We start from the raw sequence: 20,128 nt of genomic DNA on the forward strand, positions 1-20,128 counted from the left end.
GGCCAGGAAGATACAATCAACGCCCGCTAAATAGTTTCTTGTACATTCTGTTTTCATAAGGTCACCCGTGTTGAATATGTATCGTGTCGGAATCGCGCTAAATATTTAACACGACTGACCTTTTTGCATTCTCTAAGTGAGAAATCAAAAGACAATCTTTCTCCTGCGTACGTCATAGACCCCTTCATAGGTCAGCCGAAGTTGCAAAACCGAGGTGAAGGTCAAAAAGACAAGGGTCCACAAGGGATTGTCCAGGTCCGTACCCAGGGATTCGATTTCACCATTCAGATGGCGGATCTCGGCTGCCAGTTCCGGAACGGATTTCAGCGAACAATGGCCGCCCAACGGCAGCGGGATGCTGGCCCGAATTTCCCCGTTTTGAACAAACCCGACGCCGCCGCCGGGTTTCAGTGCCTCGGCGGCGGCCAGGGCCATGTCCGAAGGGTTGCTCCCGATCACCAGGAGCCCATGGGTATCGTGGGATACGGTGGAGGCAAGTCCGCCCAGTCCACGCGGGTACCCCTTGACGAAACCCCGCCCGGTCTTGCGCCCGTCACGGGCGATCAGGAAGGCCGGCAGGACGTCTTCAGGTGGTGCATAGAAACCGTTTCGGATCGGCAGGGCTATTTCCTCGGCGCCGGTCACGGTGCGGTTGACAATGGTGATTACCGGTACCGTGGCAAGGCCGGGCCTTGCCACGATCCGGAAAAGATCCGGGTGGATGTCGGCAATCTCAAAGGGGCGGCTGCCCACGACTGGATCGACCTGTTGATAGGCATCGGTCAGGAGCCGGCCCTCTTCGGCGACCAGGCCTCCCCTGGCGAAGACCAGCCGGGGGGTCGGCTGTTCCAGTGATGACGTCACCAGAATGTGGGCCAGGCGGCCGGGGGCGATGGCGCCGACCTCATGGTCCAGGCGGAAATAGCGGGCCGGATTGAGGGTGGCCATCTGGATCGCCCGCACCGGGTCGATCCCGCACCGCACCGCCTCGGCGACCACCCAATCCATGTTGCCCCGCTCGATGAGGTGATCGGCGAAGATACCATCCGACACCAGCATGATCCGGCTGGTGTCGAAGGCCTCGGCTGCGTGCACCGCCTCGATGTATTTCGGCATGTCCTCCCGAATGGAACCGTGCCGCAGCATGACATAAAATCCCAGCCGCAGGCGCGAGGTGACATCGGCTGCGTTCAACGACTCGTGGCACGAGAGCACGCCGCCGTAAGCCAGCGCATTGAGTCGGTCCCAGTTGGCCCCGGTGGTATGGCCCTCGATCAGCTTGCCCATGGTGCGCGCCAGTGCAAACCGCTTCATGAGGTTTGGGTCGCGGTGCACGATCCGCAGATAGGCGACCGTCTCGCTGACGGAGAGAATGTCTTCGCAGGCCATGGCCTTGGTGAAATCGGCCATGGACCAGAGGTTTTCTCCTTCTACATCCGGATACGGCGGCGTTGCGGCCGGGGCGCCGCTTTTGATGGTCATCGGGCCGTGTTGCAGGCTTTGGATGATCGCGAGAAACGCGTCCACCCCCACGGCGGCGGCCAGATCATGGCCGTCGTTGAAGATGCAGGTGGTGCCCCGGGCGAGGACGCAGCGGGCATAAGCGAAGGGGTTGTAGAACAGGTCCATATGGGCGTGGCCGTCGAAAAAACCCGGGATCAGGTAATCGCCTTCGGCGTCGTGGATCGAGGTCGACGGTACACCCTCGGTGGGACAATCCCCGACGTGGAGTATTCTGCCGTCGCGTATCGCCACGTCGGCCGTGAGAATTTCCCCCGAATAGACATTGACCACCCGCCCGTTGCGGATGATGGTATCGGCTTGCATCTGTTTCTCCTTTCCTGATTGTAAATCCGTATTCGTTTGCTGCGGTATTCAAGTTCCAGAAACTGGATACAAGCTTCACTCGCGCCAGGCGGGGGGTGGTCCGAACCGGAGGGGCAGGTTTCACGAGCCGGTGGAAGCTGGTGAAACCCGGTATGGCCTGTGATCAGTCCCCCGGAGTGCGATTCGTCCATCACACCCGATATCCTGACAACCTCACACTATATTTTCCCCACCTTTTCAAACAACCCGTTCTTCATATCTTCCGCAGCCTGCGATCTGGCCTTGTAGTGCAGCAATTTGCCGGTCGCCGTCATCGGCAGTTGATCGACAAAACAGTAGTATCGCGGCCGCTTGTAATTGGCAAGCATCGGGTGCTGGACGCAGAATTCATCCAGTTCTTTTGCGGTGACGGAATTTCCCGATCTGACGACAATATATGCGACTACCACTTGCCCCCATCTAGGGTCAGGCGTGCCGACGACTAAATTGCTGCTCACCGCCGGATGCTCATTGAGAATCGCCTCCACCTGCGCCGGATGAATATTTTCACCGCCGGAAATGAACATGTCGTCTTTCCTGCCGACGATCGTCACGTATTCTTCCTTATTCCATTTGGCCAGATCACCTATATACAGCCACCCCTTGTAATACTTGGCCTTGGTTTCTTCGGGCCGGTTGAGATAGTTGAAGGAACACTTGGTTGCGGCTCTGACGATCACCTCGCCCACCGCTTCGTTGTTTTTTTCCACATGGTCGTCCGGTTCCGCCAGTCGGTCGTGGTAGACATTGACCACCGCCATGTCGTCATCGGTGCAGGAGCGTCCGGCAGACCCGGCCATTTCCGGGAGATCGTAGGGCCTGAGAAACGTGTTCCAGAACGCCTCGGTACTTCCATAGCCATTGAAGATATTGGGGGTGAGCATCTTCTGGAAATTGATGCACGCCGCCTGTTCAAGAGGGGCCCCCATGGTGACGATCCCCTTCAAGCGACTGAGGTCACGGGGGTTTCTGGTCTGCTCGTCGCACAGTGCCGACAGGGTGACCGGCGCCCCGATCAGGAAGTTGATTCCATACTTTTCCGCCAACGTCAGCACGGTGGCGGCGTTGAAATGGCGGAGAGGAACCAGCCCGCCGCCGACGTAGAGCGTCGGGCACGGCCCCCCCGAATACAGACCGCCGCGATGGAACCAGGGGGTCATGTTGAGCGTCTTGTCCATCGGCGAGAGCGGAAAGTGCATGATCACGTCATGGGCACTGAAGATCTCGTTGATATTGTTGAGAGGAACCCCTTTTGGCTTGCCGGTCGTCCCTGAAGTGTAGAGCCGGGTGACTTCGTCGTAAATATGTGTGGGGCGGTATACGTCAGGTTCCGTTGTCGGCTGGTTCTGCACGTACTGGTCATAGGATACGGCGCCCGCAATCGGTTTGGAGGTTCCATACATGTCGACCATGACGACGGTTTTGGGTTTGTGGGCGGCGGTGTTCAGCGCCTTTTCAACCGTATCCGAGTCGGCGGCATCGTAAAAGAAGATCTTGGGTTTGCTGTCATCGATGGTGGTGGCAATTTCACCATACGAAAGTCGGAAATTGATCGGACAGTTGATGGCGCCCAGTTTCTGTGGCGCCAGATAAATAAATACCCACTCGGCACAGTTATACATCTGGTACATAATAACATCGGCTTTACCGACACCGTTACCCATCAGCGCATGGGCGAGACGGTTGCATTCCTGATTCAGTTCTCGATAGGTCCACTGCTTATCCCGCTCGTAACAGGTCACCGCAATTCGATCGGCGTACCTGTGGGTGTTGCGCATAAATCCGTTGATATAGGTGAAGTCGTTTTCGAAGGTGTCCTGAAACATTGAAATATCGTAGGTGTATTGCCGATTTTGCGTCATGGAGTGCTCCTTTGATGGGCATTATGGACGGGCAACGGTTTGCATTCAGGTTATCGCTCGCTTATCGCATCGCCTCCGCCTGACTCCGGGTTATGTGAACAACAGTTCGCGGCCGGTGACCATCCGGGTGATCTGGTTGGTGCCGGTGTAGATCTGGGTCAGCTTGGCGTCGCGCATCATCCGCTCGACGTGGTTCTCCTTCATATAGCCGGAGCCGCCCAGGACCTGGACCGCATCGGTGGTGACGGACATCGCGGTGTCGCTGGCCATGGTCTTGGCCATGCTGCCGTACAGCACTGCCGCCCGGTCATGCTCGTCGACCAGATGGGCGGCCTTCCGGGTCAACAGGCGCGAGCACTCGACGGCGGTGGCCATGTCGGCGATCATGAACTGGATCGGCGCCAGGTGGGCCAACGGCTTGCCGAACTGGACCCGGTTCCGGGTGTGCTTGATCGCGATATCCAGGGCGCCCTGGCCGATGCCCACCGCCTGGGCGGCGCAGAAGATCCGGTTGATCGTCAGGGTCTCCATCAGGTTCTTGAACCCGCCCCCTTCGGCCCCGATGATATTGGCGGCCGGGACCTCCATGTTCTCGAAGAACAGCTCGGAGTTGATCGAACCGCGCATCCCCATCTTGTTTTCGTTGCGGCCGTAGATCAGGCCCGGGGTGCCCTTCTCGACGACGAAGGCGGTCATCCCCTTGGCCTTCTTCGCCGGATCGGTCATGGCATAGACCACGATGATGTCGGCCACCGAGCCGTTGGTGATGAAACATTTCTGGCCGTTGATGACGTACGTGTCGCCCTGGCGCACCGCCCGGGTCTTCATCCCCAGCAGGTCGGAACCGGCGTTCGGCTCGGTGGCGCCGAGGGCGGTCAGCAGCTTGGATTCGCCGGCGAAGGGGCGGAGGAAGCGTTCCTTCAGCTCCGGGCTGCCGCCGTGGATGATCGGCAGCATGCCGTCGGTCTGGGCGATCAACAGCAGCGCCGTCGCGGCGCAGGCCTTGGCGATCTCTTCCAGGACCATGGCCAGAGTCAAGACCGGCATGCCGGTGCCGCCGTACTCTTCCGGCAGCAGGGGGTTGAGCAGGCCGAGCTGGGCGAACAGGTTGCGGGCGTGTTCCGGAAACGCCGCCGTCTCGTCGAGTTCCAGGGCCCGGGGGGCAATTTCCTTGGTCACGACGTCGCGGACCATGTCGATCGTCAAGCGTTGTTCTTCAGTCAGATGTTTCATCGGTGGACCTCTTTATCGGTGGTGCAGCAATTGGCGTTGGGTGATTTACACGGTCTCTTTCAATATTTCCCTGGCGATGACCAGCCGCTGGATCTGGTTGGCGCCTTCGAAGATCTGGGTCAGCTTGGCATCGCGGAACATCCGCTCCACCGGGTAGTCCTGCATGTAGCCGTAGCCGCCGAAGACCTGGATGGCGTCGGTGGTGATCTGCATGGCGGCATCGGAGGCGAACAGCTTGCCCATCGAGGCCAGCTTGGTGTTGCGCTGGCCGTTGTCGAACTGGGCCGCCGCCCGGTAGATCAGACCCCGGGCCGCCTCGATCCTGGTGGCGCTGTCGGCGATGATCTGCTGGATCATCTGGTGTTCGCACAGCGGCTGGCCGAAGGTCTTGCGCTCCTTGGCATGCTTGACCATCTGCTCGAACGCCCCTTCGGCGATCCCCAGGGCCTGGGCGCCGATCGCCGGCCGCGACATGTCGAAATCCTTCATCGCCAGCAGAAAGCCCTTGTCGACCTCGCCGAGCACATTGCCGACCGGGACGCGCACCCCGTCGAGATACATCTCGGAGGTCTTGGAGCCGCGCTGCCCCAGTTTCCTCTCGATCTTGCCGACCGTCAGGCCGGGGGTGTCGCGCTCGACCAGAAAGAAGGTCAGACCGTTGCGGCCGTTGTCGGAGGTGCGGGCGAGGACGGTGTAGTACGAGGCGACCGGGCCGTTGGTGGAGAAACATTTGGTGCCGGAAAGGATGTACTCGTCGCCGTCCCGGACCGCCGTGGTGCGCAGGGCCGCGACATCGGAGCCGGCACCGGGTTCGGACACCAGGTAGGCCGCCAACTCCCGATTCTTGACGATGCGGGGCAGGACCCGGGCCAGCAGCTCGGGGCTGCCGCCGTGCAGCAGCGGGAAGCTGCCGACCGCCTGGATGATCAGCATCAGGGCCGACGAGGCGCAGTGGCGGGCAATTTCCTCGACCGCGATACAGAGCAGCGTGCCCTGGTTCTGTTCCGGGCCGCCGTGTTCGGGCGGGAAGGCCATGGTCATCAGCCCCAGGTCCCACAACAGCGTCAAGACGTCGCGGTCCAGTTCGCCGGTGGCGTCGGTCGTTGCCGCCACCGGGGCGATCTTCTCGCGTGCGGCCTGGCGGATGGTCTCGGTCACTATGCGGATTTCATCGGATTCGGCAAACATTGTTCCTCCTGCGTGATGGTTGTTGGGTTCGCGTGATGTCTGTAACTTTGCGAACTCTCTCATTCAGCTATCGTGCCATTTCGGATGAAAGCGTAAATTGAATGTTAAGATATTGATAGTTAACAGTTATTGTTCTTTGTCCATATCAGGAAGGCTTTGCTGCATATCATACATGTAGACCAGCGTATACATATACACAGTTCAGATGAGGCCTGGATGGGGGTATCGCCAGGGTGTAGCCGGCCGGGGACATGTCGATCAATGGATACACCGCCCGGCAAAAGTCTTGATCCGGAAAGCCGACTCTTGCGGATGTGGTTTCGTCTTTTTACGAGCGAACAGGCCGAGTTACCGTCCTGAATACGGACTTTTCCGGTCCTGAATTTGTTAAAATCGATGAAGGTTCTCAACTTCCAGCTGAATCATACCATCTGGGTTGGGGGAGAATGTCAAGGCCTGGGAGCACAAAGGGTTCGTTAGACCCGGATCAATTCCAGGGGGATCGGAGCAAGGGGGCGGACACCGGTGTCGTCGAGGAGCAGGGTATCCTCCACCCCGACTCCGCCAAGATTGGCGATGATTGCCTTGGGCTCGAGGGCTACGGCCGAGCAGAGCTGCAACACCTCCTTCACCCCCTGGGCGATCAATGGCGGCTCGACAATTTCCAGGCCTACCCCGTGCCCCACGAAACGGCAGCGATGCCCGGGGCGGCCGAGATAGCCCGATAACCCCAGGGACTCCGCCTGCTCCTCCCCCCGGGCGAACACCTCCCCGGCAATCGCCCCCTCCCGGAGTGTCGCCACCATTGACCGGTATACCTCGAGGACCCGGGCGTGGCCCTCCAGGAGCCAGTCGGGCGCCGGCCCGACGCAGAACGTGCGGGTCTGGTCGGTCTGATAACCGAAAAGGCTTACCCCGAAGTCGACGATCACCGGTTCCCCGCGTTGGATTTCCCGTCGTCCGGCGCCCCAGGGAAAGGCCGGCGACAGGCCCTCTCCCGACATCGGCGTATCGACGGCACCGGGACGGGCGGTGTTGGGCCCCGACAGGACATGCCAGGAGTAGGCCTCGAAACTGCCACGGGTACGAAGCAGTCCCTCGTGGCCGTGTTTCATCGCGTGGGCGAAGAGCAGCCCTGCAAATTCCGCTTCGGTCATCCCTGGCCGCAGGATCTCCGCCGCGTGGCGAAAAACGGCGGCCGCGACCCTGCCGGTCTCCTCGAGACGGCCAATCTCCCAGGGGCTTTTCCGGAGGCGCAGTGCCAAGAGATCCGGACTGATGTCGGTCACGGCATGAAGGTAGTCGAGTCCCAGGTGGCGCAGATGGGCAACACTGAGCACATCGAGAGTCAGGCCGATCCTCCCCGCCCCGACGAGGTCCCGGACTTGATTCCACAGGTCACGCCAGCCGGAGACCGCTACAACCTCCAGCGGGGTTTCCGACCGGGCCCGATCAGTGTCGCGGAGCACGAACAGCCGGGGATCCTCCTCGGCACCGACCCAGAGAATCCCCTCCTGCACCGTGCCGGAAAGGTAGAACCGGTCCACCCGGGCGGTGAAGAGGGCCCCCCGAAGCCCACGGGTCGACAACCGGGCTCGCAGTGATTTTACCCTTGCACGTATTTCATTCTCCGGAACGATCAGCATCCTAATCTCCTCTGCCCATCAACCATCTTGACTTCCTCGAAAGAGAACCGTTTTCTTTAGCTCATACTTCAGCCCGGTTGTCTGCGTCAAGTTCTGCAATTGATTGTACCACTCTTCGGATTGGTGACCGGTGGCAGCCGAAATGCCGAAAATTCCAGGCCGATTTTGAGCTTGAGGGACTCTGTGACGAGGCTGTTGTACCTTCGAAAAATGCCGCATTGTGAAAGGTCGACCCCCTCCAGAGAGGTCAACAAACCGCCACCCGCCTTGAGGGCTGGGTGGTTATGAAACGCTGAACTGCAGATTCCCTATACAAATGAAAAGTGATTTGCTACGTTGTGAACCTGTAGACGAGCGTATACATATATGGCCCGAATCAGCTCTGAAATGGATATGCATCAGGGCGTTCCCAGCAGGAGACTGACGATCAATGGATACATCATCGGCAACAACCTTGATCCGGAAAGCCGGCTATTGCAGATGCGGTATTCTCTTCCTCGACCAGTCAGGTCGAGTGACTGCCCTGAACCCGGACTTTGTGGGCCCTGAAGATCTGAAAATCAAAGAAGGTTCTCAACTGCCGGATGAATTATGCCGTCTGGATCCGGGGCAATGGCTTTTCTGGGGTAGAGACTGGTTTGTCCAGGCAGCAGGTAGAAAGACCGCCGAGATCCTGGTTTTTCGGCGGCTCAGGATGGCGGACCAGCTGTTGGGTCCCTACGGGGAATCATCCACCAATGAAGAAATGGTTCGGATGGTGCTGAACAATCCTTACGAGGGCCTGACGGTTGTCGACACGGAAGGCAACGTGACCTTCCTCAGCGCTGAAAATGAACGATGGTTGAAACTTAAGATGGGGGAGGGGGCAGGAATCGCGCTGTCATCCTTCGCCCCTGCCAGTCGTTTGGCGGAGGTGGCCCGTACCGGTATTGCCGATAATGCCCAGATTGTGGACCTGCAGGGCAGGACAAAGATCACGGTCAATCTTCCGATCAAAAAAGATAATAAAGTGATCGGCGCGGTCGGAAAAATCCTGTTCCAGAACACCGATCAATTGGAGAAACTGGCGAGCAGGGTGCGTGCCGTCGAGTTACAGGTCGAACGCTATGAAACTTTGCTGGACGAGATGCGCGGTCATCTCTACACGTTTGACGATATCCTCTCGAATAACCCGGCCATGTTGAGTCTTATCGCACAGGCGCGCCGTATCGCTGACTCTTCTGCCACGGTTCTCATCCTGGGAGAAAGCGGAACGGGGAAAGAGCTCTTCGCCCAGGCCATCCATGAGGCCTCGAATAAAAACAAGGGGCCGTTCATCGCAATCAACTGCGGTGCGATCCCCGGTGATCTGATTGAGTCAGAGCTCTTTGGTTACGAGGAGGGAGCCTTCAGTGGCGCCAAGAAAAAAGGGAAACCAGGAAAATTTGAACTCGCATCCGGCGGGACCCTGTTTTTAGACGAAGTGGGAGAACTGCCCCTCGAAAGCCAGGCCAAATTGCTGCGCGCCCTCGAGGAGCGCAAGATAGATCGCCTTGGCGGCACGACCCCCCTGCCTGTCGATTTTCGTCTGGTAACCGCGACCAACAGCGATCTGTTCACTCTCGCCAAATCAGGAAAGTTCCGCAGCGACCTGTATTATCGTATCAACGAGTTCCCGATCGACATTCCTCCACTCAGGTCACGACCGGAAGACATCCCGCTGTTGGCGCGCCACTTCCTGGCGGAGGTCTCCCGTCGGGAACAGTTGCCGATGCTGAAAATTTCCGAGGAAGCGTCACAGATTCTGACGCATCATAACTGGCCCGGGAATGTGCGGGAATTGCGCGGCCTTATGCGACAGATGACCTGGAAAGCGCAAGGGCAGACAATAGAACCGCATCATCTGCCTTCGACACTCAACAAAGGGCGGAGCCGAACCGGAATTTCAGGGACATTGGAAGAGCAACTCGATCAGGCCGAACGCAATGCCATCCTGTCGGCCCTCCAGGCAGCGGAAGGAAATCGAGCCTTCACCTCACGCCTGCTCGGTATCCATCGTACCGCGTTATACAAAAAGATGGCACGGCTTGGTATCGACTTCAACTATAAGAACGATGCACCGAACGGTGAGTGGTCGAGAGTTGGGGCGGATTGATATGCCGTCTCCGTAAGGTGATTGGCAAGCTACTCTCAACTTCAGTTAATGGGAAAGAACCGTCAAAAGTGGCAACCTATCTTTCTCTTTCCTATTCATAATCGTACAGACGCAGTTTGGTCCTGAGAGTGGGCCTGCTGATACCCAAAGTCTGGCATACCTCTCCCAAGTGTCCGTTCTTACTCGCGAGTACGTTGAGAATGTGCTCTTTTTCCACCTCTGCCAAGGTCTTGAACGATACATTTTTCGAGAACTCTCCCTGCGTTTCCGATAAGGCATTCATTATGTCCTGATTGGTGAGCACCGAGGCCTTGGTCAATACCGCCGCTCTGGTCAGACAATTCTCGAGCTGCCTGACGTTCCCGGGCCAGGAGTAGTTTTCCAACTGGGTCATCGCCCCTGATGTAAGGGTCTTGACAGATATATTAAACTTGCGACTAATCTTATCGAGAAAATGGCAGGCTAAAAGAGGAATGTCGGAGCGGCGGTTGCGGAGCGGCGGAACGTGAATCGTCACCACTTGCAGGCGGTATAAAAGATCCGTCCGCATATGCCCCTCGGAGGCCATCCGGGTCAAATCCAGGTTTGTGGCGGCCAGGATGCGGGCATCGGAATGCATGAGCTCACTGCCTCCCACCCTCGCATATTCCTTCTCGTGTAAAAACCGCAACAGTTTGCTTTGAAGTCGCAGCGGTAGTTCTCCGATTTCATCGAAAAAGATCGTGCCTTCCCCGGCCAGTTCGAGCGTACCTTTGCGAGTGATATCAGCCCCGGTGAAGGCACCCTTCTCATAGCCGAAAAGTTGACTTTCAGTAAGCGTATCCACCAATGTGGAGCAATCGACAACCATGAATGGCAGTTTTTGGAAGGAGCCCTGATAGTGGATGGCCCGTGCAATCAGTTCCTTGCCGGTACCGCTCTCCCCCTGGATCAACACCGTGACCTTGGAGTCCGAAACCATGGCGATCTTTTTGAAGACCTCTTTCATGGACTTACTCTTTCCCACAATGTACGAGTTCCCCTCGGAAGAACGGTTGAAAGTTGCCGGATCGGGTTGTTGCTGCGATTTCTGGGCAACGCTGACTTTGGCAAAACGATCCAGAGCAGCGTCCAGTTCGTTGATATCTATAGGCTTGTGAATAAAATCAAACGCTCCGAGCTTGATGCAGCAGATGGTGTTCTCCATGTCCTGAAAGGCCGTGACCACAATCACCTGAGTGCCCGGCATCTCCCGCCTCAATTGCTCCAGGACGCGCTGCCCGTCCATGTCAGGAAGCCTCAGGTCCAGGACCACCAGCGAAGGATTGAGGCTGTGGGCCATCTCCAAAGCCTGGCCTCCTCGCAGGGCGGTGGAAACCTCCCATCCGCGCCCTTCGAAAAACTCTCGCATCGACTCCAGAAGGGAGGCCTGATCATCTATGATGAGAACTCGCATGAACATTATCTCACTTCACCGGCAAGCGGAGATGGAAACCCATACCCCGTGGCTGGTTCAGCTTCGCCCGCACCGATCCGCCGTGCGCCTCGATGATGCGTTTCACATTATGCAGGCCCAACCCGTTGCCGCTGATTTTTTGACTGAACATGGAATCAAAGAGGTACGGCAGCATTTCCTTGGGCACACCCGGGCCTTGATCCGATATCACTATCTCGACCCATGCCTCCGCCCCTTCGTTTTGAGGCCGGATGGAAATTGCTATTCTACCCCCGGTCGGTTGAGCTTCAACGGCATTGAAGAGCAGATTGATCAGTGCCTGCTCCAAACGATGGGGATCCGCCTTGATCACTGCAACATGACGATACTGCCTGAGGGAAACTCTCACCTGATTGCCGGCCAGGCGCTGACGCATGCTCTCCAGACAGTGAGCAAGCAATTGCCTGAGATCCACCGACTGCCAGTTCAGTCGCAGCGGAAAGCTTATATCCAGCATGTCCTTGAGACTTCTCTCTATCCGGTCCACTTCGGCGAGGCTGGCCTCAAGAAGCCGCAGACATTTGGGATCCTGCTCGGACCGGGAAAACATCTGGAGATTCATCCTCACCGTGGAGAGAGGATTTCTCACTTCATGGGCAAGGGCGATTGCCTGCTGGGCAAGGGCCTTGAGCTTCTCCGTCTCCCTGGTGCGTTTTTCCAGATCCACCCGCTCACTGATGTCACGCCAAATCCCGATATCGGCCGGCTGGTCTCCGAACATGGTTCTCTTGGCCATGATTTCGGTCGGCAGTTTGCTCCCATCCCTGCAGAGACGCAAAAACTCATACCTGGTCGGTATGTTGCCGTTTTCGAGGCTTAGCTCGTATGCCCCTCGAGCGACTTCCCGGTGCTCCTCAGCGATGAAATTCAGATAGCTGGTCTGGAGCACCTGATCGAGTTCATACCCGAGCATGCGGGCGAAGGAACGATTGGCAAAAACTACGCGGTCCTCAGCCAGAACAAAGAAACCGTCGTTGATATCTTCGACAAGAGTTTTGTACTTCTCCCTGGACTCGGCGATCTCACGAGTCCGGGCCTTGATCTCATGTTCGAGGATGTTGTTATGGTTGCGCAGGAAATTTTCGTGGATGCCTTGAAAATATTCTGAAAATTGAGTGATGGTAAAAACCATACATTTTTGAAGTTTAATGAGTATTGGCTCCAATTTCTCTAATTCAAGATCGGCAAACAGCAGTGTAATCAGGGTTTGCCGGTAGAACTCAAAGGCCTTCTGCACCTCCGATACCTTGAATCCTGCATTAAACCTCTTCTGGGCTATTTGAATAATGAACTCTTTTAAGTCGGTCCAGTCGTCATGGAGCATGACGTGGCGGAAGGCTACCGCTGCTCGGTTCAGGAAGGCCCGAAGATCCTGAGACGGTTCGCGATGATAGCGGGTAGTGCGGTCGTTGGAGAGCGACCGGAACCATATATCCACGATCCGTTCATGGTGCTGCTGGAAGAACTCCTTTGTATCCATTTCGGGCTCCATAATTGAACGTATACACAGGACCTGCGTGAGCTGTGGAAGCTCGTTCAAGGAAAGAGAGATGAAGGATAAATCCCTGACCGGCGGCTCAATTGCTCGTGCTCAAGGAGGATACTATACACTTCCATTCTCCGCCCGACAACCACATAGCCCGATTGAAGTTTATTTTTCATCATAGTGAAAAAATATTTCAAATATACCTGACATGAAAAAGATAATATCCTGACAAAACATGAGATATTGTTATGGCATGAAATTTGCTTTACACCTTGGCAAAAGAGTCGACCAACAAAATTCCACAACAGATCGGGAACAACCCGATGCGCTTTTCTGCTCCGTTTGCATAGATGGAGTTATTTGTACGGTTACAGCAGCAATGCATTGGGGTCACAAGCGGTATCTCAAATGATCTCGACGCATTTTCACAAGGAGATGCCGTGAAATTAGCAATCGCAGTCATAGACATGTTAGTAGACAATCTGAAGACAGGAAAACATGCTGCTGTCGAACGTGAGGGGATGGCGATCGTGCCGGCGCTGGTGGCACTGTTGCGTAAATGCCGCGCAGCTGGCATACCCGTCATCTTCGCCAACGATAGCTTCCTGCCCGGAGACGCAATTTTTGAAAGCTGTTTGCAGCCGCATTCTCTACGCGGTACTCCCGGGGCATCGGTGATTCCCGAATTGACCCCCCAGCCCGGGGACCACATCCTGCCCAAGCGGCGTTTTTCAGCTTTCTATAAAACCGATTTGGACCAGACTCTCCATACGCTAGGCCTCGACACGCTGGCCGTTACTGGCATCACGACCAATTTTTGTGTCCTCTCCACCGTATTGGATGCATTGCAACATGACTTTAACACTGTAATCGTGGAAGATGTCTGCGCCGCGCCTGTGCCCGAGGTTCACCAATCCTGTCTTGATTTGTACCGCAAGACGGTGCTGTGGCCCCGGCTGCGGGTAGCAACCGCCGAGGCGTTGCAAAATGCTTGGGAGCAAGGCTCTTGGGGGCCTTCCGGCGGTTGAAACCGACGACACGACTGATCCATAGATAAAAAACCTGACTCCATTCAGAGATAGGGGTCAGGTGGAAAACAAACCTCTACAACACCAAAGGGAGCAGAAGATGAAGTTTGCCGTACTGGGAACCGGAATCATGGGCAGGGGGTGGATCACGCAATTCGCCATGAATGGCCATGATGTGCATTGTTTCGACGCCAACACCAAAGGGCTCACCGGGGTGATCCCCGGTTGCGAGAAGATGGCCGCCACCGCCGCCAAGAAATTCAAGAACGACGATCCCGACTTCATCGCCAACACCACTTCGCACATCACCATCCACGAGGACAAAGATGCGTTCATCGCTGCGGTCAATGATTGTGACGTCTTCTTGGAGGCGATATTCGAAGATCTGAAGCTCAAGTGCACGGTTCTGGCTGATTTCATGCCGCAGCTTTCAGACAAGGTGGTCCTATGGTCCAACACCAGCAGTCTGGACATCGACCCGATGGCAGACGCTTGCGGAAGGCCCGACCGCGCGATCGTTACCCATGGCATGAATCCCGTGCCGCTCATGCCGGGCGTGGAGGTGGTGCCGGGAGCAAAAACCAGCGCTGAAACGGTGGAGTTTACCCGTCAGACCCTGCTCAGTATGAAGAAGTCTCCCTTCCTCGCCCCCAACATCCCCGGGTTCTGGGTCAACCGGCTCCTGATGCCGCAGATGCTGGATGCTGTCAGGTTGCTTGAACAAGGTAAAATCAAGGTGGAAGACGGCGACATCGGCCTCAACACCAGCCTCGGACACCCGCAGGGCACCTTCAAACTCCACGATTTCGTGACAGCTCCGACCATGCTCCGCGTTGCGCTCCAGATGTATCAAGCCTCCAACGACCCGCGACTCTACCCGCCGCTGACGCTCATGAGGATGGTCCAAAACGGCGAACACGGAGCCAGCACAGGAAAGGGCTTTTACGATTGGAGCGATCCAAGGAACCCTAAAGCCAGAGATGTCTCGCACTACCTGGTTGACAATGTTGACGACATGCTGGAACACATTAAATAAGGTTCATCCGGTTGAAGCGTACTTTCCAAATAAAAATGTGGACATATTCCTTCTTTAACAGTGATCCTCATCAACTGATAAAGGAGGTGGAAGTATGTCCACGAGCATATTGTACCATGGATTCGGCATTTACGGCTACCGCTACACCAGGACTGAATATCAGCAAGGCGATCTTGTCTTCAGCATCGAGAAGGATCCGACTTCTTTGCGATGCCCGTGCTGCAAAGGGATTCAGGTCATACGCAAGGGAACCGTCCTTCGATGGTTCCATACCCTGCCGATCGGGAGCAAGCAGGTGTACCTCAAACTGCAGGTGCCAAGAGTCATGTGCCGAGCCTGCGGCATCGTCCGCCAGATCACCCTTGGTTTTGCCGATGCCCGGCGCACATATACCAGGGCATTTCAGCGCTATGTCGTTGAACTGTCGAAGCGTATGACCATTCGCGATGTTGCCCGACACCTCGGGATAGGCTGGGACACCGTCAAAGAAGTTCTGCGGACATACCTCTCGAGCCGCTTTTCCCGGCCGGATTTGAAGCATCTGGAGTTGATCGCCATCGATGAGATCGCCATCGGCAAGGGACATCGGTATCTCACCGTGGTGCTCGACCTTCTCTCCGGTGCTGTGGTCTTTGTCGGAGACGGCAAAGGCGCTGACAGCCTTGCACCGTTCTGGAAACGCGTGAAAAGGGCCAGGGCGAAAATCAGGGCTGTGGCTATCGATATGTCGCCGGCCTATATAACCGCGGTATCGACCAACCTGCCCGAGGCAGTCATCGTCTTTGACCATTTTCATCTCGTCAAACTGTTCAACGACAAACTGTCCAAACTTCGCCGGGAACTGCAGCGACAGGCCGAGACCGCCGGCAAGAAGGTCCTCAAAGGCACCCGTTGGCTGCTGTTGAAGAAACCGGAACGTCTTTCCCCGGACCACAATGAACAACAGCGACTGGAAGAGGCATTGCGCCTGAACAGTTCCCTTGCCACAGCCTATTACCTCAAGGAAGATCTCCGGCAGTTGTGGCAATGTCCGGATAAACCGGCTGCCGAAACATTTCTGGATGACTGGATTGCCAGGGCCAGAGCCTCAGATGTTCCCATGTTGCACAAATTTGCCCAAACTCTCGACGATCATCGGGAAGGGATCCTCGCCTACTTCGATTTTCCGATTTCAACAGGTCCACTGGAAGGGACCAACAACAAGATCAAGACATTGCAAAAACAGGCATATGGTTTTCGGGATATGGAGTTTTTCAAACTGAAAATCTATGCCCTTCATGAATCCAGGTACGCTTTAGTCGGATGAACCAGAAGGTACTTCTGACGATGCATAGCCGTGATGCTGCCGATGGTTGAATTGGCGGCATAAAACCAGGCAGGGATTCCACTTATAACTGCTGCTCATTTTTCAAACAAAGGAAAGAAGGAGGAACAGATGAAGAGTAGGCAATTTCAAAAAATTTTGTTTTATGGTGTGCTTATGTCCAGCATGGCAGGAACACAGGCTTTAGCTGCAGACGATACAGCACAGAATGTTCCATCCCAACCGGAAAATGTCAAAAAGATGGCTCCGATGAGTGGAACACCTGTCAGTGCCGCCCACACCGGTGGAACCATCGTGCCTAAGGGAGTGCTGTTGAGCACCCTGAGCTATTCCTATCGGGACAAGGATGACATTGTTGAAGATGCAGGTTTTGGTGCCAGAACAATGGAGCAGGAACTGTATATATTGAAGCTGCGATATGGCCTGACAGATCACCTCGAAGTCATCTTTGTGCCTGGATACATCGATATGGATCGTGATGCATACGGGCCTTTTGGATCGGATCATATTGACGGATCTACGGATTTCTTTCTTGGTGCAACTTATGCCCCATTCCTGCAAAGACTTGGAGATCCCCTGAGCTTTAACATGACGTTTGGCGTCAACATGCCCACCGGCCAAGAAGGACCAGAACATCCTGTGGGCGGTGATGTCTGGTCATATACTGCCAAAATGGGAATAACAAAGATTTGGCACCCCAATCACCGTGTCGACGTAGACTTGGGAATTGTCCAACCTACGGAAACCGGTAATCAGGATGTGAAAAAAGACACAGTCTGGAGCATAACCGGTGGTTATAAATATGTTTTTAATCCAACATTCGATATGGGATTGGAATTCACGGCCGAGAATTGCCGGGATTGGGAAAGAAACGGTATTAACATTCAGAATGGCAGTACGGAAGTATATGTCGGTCCCACGATGAACTATGTCATCCCAAAATGGAAAGTTTGGCTGGGCGCTGGTCTATATTTTCCGATAGTGAGGGATTATGACGTAGCGACAGCAACGGACGACATCCGGTTGGAAATCAAGTTGGGTAAAATCTGGAGTTTCTAAAACAATGGCTGATCAAACAGCGTGATCGAACAACGCTGTTTGATCAGTACACAGAAAACACCGTGCGAAGTGTATAGTTGTAGATTCTCACAAACAAATCCAGTAATTATCTCAAGAAACCTTGCCAGCCAATATCCAAACAAGACAGCCGGTCGGATCACTCCAACCGGTTGTTGTGTGTAGACAGCAGTCTACCGCACCGAGTTATCCCTTGGCGGCGGAGTCCCCTCGCGTCCGCCTCCGTTTCACTCGGATTCGTTGAACCATTCCGAGTTGTAGAACGTACTGGCGGAGATGGTTTTTTCTTCGAGATAGTATGCTTCTTCAAGAGCCATTGTTGCGGTATTCATGAGGGTACGTCGGTTACCCCTGGTGAAGGCGGCAATGATTTCTACGGCATCTTTGTCAAAAAGCACTGGAGAGGCATCGGCGTTTTTTAGGCGATGCTCGATAAACAACCGGGTTTCGTTCTCATTCATAAACTGGGTTTTGATGATGCCTGTGAGTCGTGAACGAATGGGGGCCAGGATATGGAGATCCAGTCTTTTGGCCAGGGTTTCATCTCCGACGAGCAAAAGGGAAGCGGCAGCAGTCGGCTTGGCCGTTTGAAAAAGCAGAGAGCAGAGATCCCAAAGGGAGTCATTTTCGAGCCTCTGGGCATCATCGACGACGATCACTGGATGACGAGGATTGGCGCCGTCGATCATCGCTTCGATATGTTGCTGGGTCCTGGCAATCAACGGAACCCCCCGGCCTTTGGTATCGACGCCGAGGGATTCGGCGAGGATTCGAGTAATGCCGTTTCTTGAGTGCCCGGCATAGGGAATGAGGACGGAGCGGTAGGCGTTCTTGTCAAGTTCATGGAGCAGGGCATGGACGAGGGTGGTTTTGCCGGAGCCGGAGGGACCGCAGAGGGCGAGGCTTTTGCCGGTATGCAGTAATCGTTCGATGGTCTCTTTGTGTTTATTGTCCCGATCAGGCAGAAAGAGATGCCGTTGTCCATAGGTGTCGGCAAAGGGATGGTGTTTCCAGCCAAAGAAATCGCCCATGGGCGATTTCCCGGGAATTTCAGTAAAACGTGACATATCAGCTCCTTGTTTTTTGGGCGTTTTGGTGGCGATCGACCGGTTTGGCCGGTTTCATCTCGGGTCCGTACCAGACTTGGCTGGTATCCCGGGGCATGAACCAGACATCGACCCTCTCACCGGGGAGGGCATCGATCACCTCATAGCTGCATTTCTTTATGCGGATAGTGCTGTTGAGATAGACTCGGCAGCGACGTTTCATGCGGAATAATGGTTCAATATCGATGGCCTCCGGCAGCATTTTGCAAGCGCTCGGGCGGCTGAGCCGTTGCTGCAAAGGGGAGACACCAAGTGAACTGTGCACAGATTTGTGATAGAGTGAGAGCCACTTCTGCAGTGCGGTGTTGATAGCGTCGAGGGTATGGGCGACGGGCGTTTCGCCGTCGAGGAACTGGTCTCGGACCCGGCGGAAAAATCTTTCGACCTTGCCACGGCCGCGGGGTTTCCCTGGTGGAGTATGGATAAGATGGATACCGAGAGTGGCACAGACAAATTTCAGATGGTGGCTGGCATAACAGGCGCCGTTGTCGGTGTAGAAACGGATCGGCTTGCCGTGGATCTTGACGGCGGCCATGAGTTCCCGCATCATCACCTCGGTATCCTCGGCGAGGAAAAAACCGGCATGAACCACATGGCGGGTGGCATCATCGATGATGGCATGCAGGTAGGTTTTGCGTTTCTGACCATTCACCCTGATCTTTGGACCATGGAGGAAATCGGCGGTCCAGAGCTGGCCAAAATCCTGATGGGCAAAGGCCCTTGCCGGCGGGTCGGTTTCGAGATGCGGGTCACGGTGCAGATTTGCGGTCGCCGCGAAGCGGTAGAGGGTTGCACGGGAGGGATTTACCATATCCCAAAGCTTCTCGTTGATCAGTTGACTGAGAAGACGGGCCAGAGTCCATCGTGGATGCTCTCCGCGTAACTCGAAAAGGCGGTCTTCGAGTTTTTTCGGAACGGAGTTGTGGCTGCCGAGGTTTTTCCTTGGCGAATCCTCCAGTGCAGGAAGACCTCCGTGTCGGTAGCGATAGAGCCATTTCCGAAGGGTCTCCGGTGAAAAGGTTACAGTTCTCCCGTCCGGTTTGCGAAAGGATCGTGAGGAAAGTCGGGTGAGCTCGTTTTGCAGGGTTGCATCCTCTTCATTCGGGTGAAGAAGACGGCTGATGATGCCGTATCGCCATACGGCTTGGTCTGTTTTTTCTGTTGTCATGGATGTCTCCGGGTTAAAGGTTGAAAAACCCGGCTATGACACCATATCTTACTGAAAACAGATAGGTAATTATTGTGTTGGCGCGTGCATCAGCCACCTCTTCGGGTACAAGCTTTGCGAGAAATCCCTGGTGAAATCAGGCCATGAGAGGAGTAGAATTGCGTCAGGATCAGGTCCCCGGCCGGCGATCTTCTTTTCATGGTCGAACCATGGCAGAAACTTGGCTCCCAGAGCGACCAGACGTTTGACAACCCCGCGGCTTAGACCGAAGATCCGAGTACATCTCGCTTGGCTTTGCTCTCTGATGGCCGACATACACCATCCGGGAAGCATTCGAGGAGGCACATCACACGTCCCCTGAAAAACGGATTATTCTGACTCCGGATTTCTAGGCAATTTCAATCGTGGACATCTGCTCAGTCATCGCATCGGGCAGATGTCCAGCGTCATGCAGTTTAACGTCATCTCCATCCAGCATCAGCTCAACAACTCCGAGAGCC

14 protein-coding genes are annotated in these 20,128 nt (G+C 55.5%); 5 read left to right on the top strand and 9 right to left on the bottom strand.

Going from position 1 to position 20,128, the window contains the following annotated elements:
* Positions 1–144: 144 nt before the first annotated feature.
* The 5 genes from ACWGKN_RS05205 to ACWGKN_RS05225 form a co-directional block, all read right to left on the bottom strand.
* A complete protein-coding gene (locus ACWGKN_RS05205; RefSeq protein WP_035231247.1) occupies positions 145–1,827 on the bottom strand; it encodes an adenine deaminase C-terminal domain-containing protein in 1,683 nt (560 codons plus the stop codon).
* A 218-nt stretch (positions 1,828–2,045) separates the two neighbouring features.
* Positions 2,046–3,728 (bottom strand): class I adenylate-forming enzyme family protein, encoded by a 1,683-nt coding sequence (locus tag ACWGKN_RS05210; protein WP_035231249.1) that lies wholly within the window; start codon positions 3,726–3,728, stop codon positions 2,046–2,048.
* 90 nt (positions 3,729–3,818) lie between these two features.
* Positions 3,819–4,961: a cyclohex-1-ene-1-carbonyl-CoA dehydrogenase gene (locus tag ACWGKN_RS05215; RefSeq protein ID WP_035231250.1), complete on the bottom strand. Its 1,143-nt coding sequence runs from the start codon at positions 4,959–4,961 to the stop codon at positions 3,819–3,821.
* 45 nt (positions 4,962–5,006) lie between these two features.
* Positions 5,007–6,149, bottom strand: coding sequence for a cyclohexane-1-carbonyl-CoA dehydrogenase (locus tag ACWGKN_RS05220; RefSeq protein WP_424255756.1), 1,143 nt, complete (start codon positions 6,147–6,149; stop codon positions 5,007–5,009).
* Between the two features lie 476 nt (positions 6,150–6,625).
* Complete coding sequence (locus tag ACWGKN_RS05225) at positions 6,626–7,795, bottom strand: M24 family metallopeptidase (protein ID WP_035231255.1); 1,170 nt, start codon at positions 7,793–7,795, stop codon at positions 6,626–6,628.
* A 430-nt stretch (positions 7,796–8,225) separates the two neighbouring features.
* On the opposite strand from ACWGKN_RS05225, the gene ACWGKN_RS05230 reads away from it, so the two are divergent.
* Complete coding sequence (locus ACWGKN_RS05230; RefSeq protein ID WP_452094816.1) at positions 8,226–9,929, top strand: sigma-54 interaction domain-containing protein; 1,704 nt, start codon at positions 8,226–8,228, stop codon at positions 9,927–9,929.
* Between the two features lie 91 nt (positions 9,930–10,020).
* Here ACWGKN_RS05230 and ACWGKN_RS05235 read toward each other — a convergent pair whose 3' ends face one another.
* Positions 10,021–11,364, bottom strand: coding sequence for a sigma-54-dependent transcriptional regulator (locus tag ACWGKN_RS05235; protein WP_452094817.1), 1,344 nt, complete (start codon positions 11,362–11,364; stop codon positions 10,021–10,023).
* Between the two features lie 10 nt (positions 11,365–11,374).
* Positions 11,375–12,883 carry a two-component system sensor histidine kinase NtrB gene (locus ACWGKN_RS05240; RefSeq protein ID WP_452094818.1) on the bottom strand — a complete coding sequence of 503 codons (1,509 nt, stop codon included), beginning with the start codon at positions 12,881–12,883 and terminating at the stop codon, positions 11,375–11,377.
* A gap of 446 nt (positions 12,884–13,329) precedes the next feature.
* Here ACWGKN_RS05240 and ACWGKN_RS05245 point away from each other — a divergent pair, with 446 nt between their 5' ends.
* The 4 genes from ACWGKN_RS05245 (at position 13,330) to ACWGKN_RS05260 (ending at position 17,336) form a co-directional block, all read left to right on the top strand.
* The gene (locus ACWGKN_RS05245; RefSeq protein ID WP_452094819.1) at positions 13,330–13,917 is read left to right on the top strand and encodes a cysteine hydrolase family protein; all 588 of its coding nucleotides are present in this window, start codon (positions 13,330–13,332) and stop codon (positions 13,915–13,917) included.
* Positions 13,918–14,017: 100 nt separating this feature from the next.
* Entirely contained in the window at positions 14,018–14,953 is a 936-nt protein-coding gene (locus ACWGKN_RS05250) for a 3-hydroxyacyl-CoA dehydrogenase family protein (RefSeq protein ID WP_452094820.1), read from the top strand.
* A gap of 94 nt (positions 14,954–15,047) precedes the next feature.
* Entirely contained in the window at positions 15,048–16,259 is a 1,212-nt protein-coding gene (locus tag ACWGKN_RS05255) for an ISL3 family transposase (protein WP_452094821.1), read from the top strand.
* Between the two features lie 129 nt (positions 16,260–16,388).
* The gene (locus ACWGKN_RS05260; RefSeq protein ID WP_452094822.1) at positions 16,389–17,336 is read left to right on the top strand and encodes a transporter; all 948 of its coding nucleotides are present in this window, start codon (positions 16,389–16,391) and stop codon (positions 17,334–17,336) included.
* 245 nt (positions 17,337–17,581) lie between these two features.
* Here the strand turns inward: ACWGKN_RS05260 and ACWGKN_RS05265 are convergent, their stop codons facing one another.
* Positions 17,582–18,421: an ExeA family protein gene (locus ACWGKN_RS05265; protein ID WP_452094823.1), complete on the bottom strand. Its 840-nt coding sequence runs from the start codon at positions 18,419–18,421 to the stop codon at positions 17,582–17,584.
* Between the two features lies 1 nt (position 18,422).
* Positions 18,423–19,628 carry a DDE-type integrase/transposase/recombinase gene (locus tag ACWGKN_RS05270; RefSeq protein WP_452094824.1) on the bottom strand — a complete coding sequence of 402 codons (1,206 nt, stop codon included), beginning with the start codon at positions 19,626–19,628 and terminating at the stop codon, positions 18,423–18,425.
* Positions 19,629–20,128: the final 500 nt, after the last annotated feature.

The organism is Desulfoprunum sp., assembly GCF_053613775.1.

Excerpts from the sequence above, each read along its gene's own strand:
- ACWGKN_RS05230 (WP_452094816.1), top strand. The coding sequence starts at position 8,226 with ATGGATACATCATCGGCAACAACCTTGATCCGGAAAGCCGGCTATTGC.
- ACWGKN_RS05215 (WP_035231250.1), bottom strand. The coding sequence starts at position 4,961 with ATGAAACATCTGACTGAAGAACAACGCTTGACGATCGACATGGTCCGC.
- ACWGKN_RS05240 (WP_452094818.1), bottom strand. The coding sequence starts at position 12,883 with ATGGATACAAAGGAGTTCTTCCAGCAGCACCATGAACGGATCGTGGAT.
- ACWGKN_RS05270 (WP_452094824.1), bottom strand. The coding sequence starts at position 19,628 with ATGACAACAGAAAAAACAGACCAAGCCGTATGGCGATACGGCATCATC.
- ACWGKN_RS05235 (WP_452094817.1), bottom strand. The coding sequence starts at position 11,364 with ATGCGAGTTCTCATCATAGATGATCAGGCCTCCCTTCTGGAGTCGATG.
- ACWGKN_RS05265 (WP_452094823.1), bottom strand. The coding sequence starts at position 18,421 with ATGTCACGTTTTACTGAAATTCCCGGGAAATCGCCCATGGGCGATTTC.
- ACWGKN_RS05205 (WP_035231247.1), bottom strand. The coding sequence starts at position 1,827 with ATGCAAGCCGATACCATCATCCGCAACGGGCGGGTGGTCAATGTCTAT.
- ACWGKN_RS05220 (WP_424255756.1), bottom strand. The coding sequence starts at position 6,149 with ATGTTTGCCGAATCCGATGAAATCCGCATAGTGACCGAGACCATCCGC.
- ACWGKN_RS05255 (WP_452094821.1), top strand. The coding sequence starts at position 15,048 with ATGTCCACGAGCATATTGTACCATGGATTCGGCATTTACGGCTACCGC.
- ACWGKN_RS05250 (WP_452094820.1), top strand. The coding sequence starts at position 14,018 with ATGAAGTTTGCCGTACTGGGAACCGGAATCATGGGCAGGGGGTGGATC.
- ACWGKN_RS05210 (WP_035231249.1), bottom strand. The coding sequence starts at position 3,728 with ATGACGCAAAATCGGCAATACACCTACGATATTTCAATGTTTCAGGAC.
- ACWGKN_RS05260 (WP_452094822.1), top strand. The coding sequence starts at position 16,389 with ATGAAGAGTAGGCAATTTCAAAAAATTTTGTTTTATGGTGTGCTTATG.
- ACWGKN_RS05225 (WP_035231255.1), bottom strand. The coding sequence starts at position 7,795 with ATGCTGATCGTTCCGGAGAATGAAATACGTGCAAGGGTAAAATCACTG.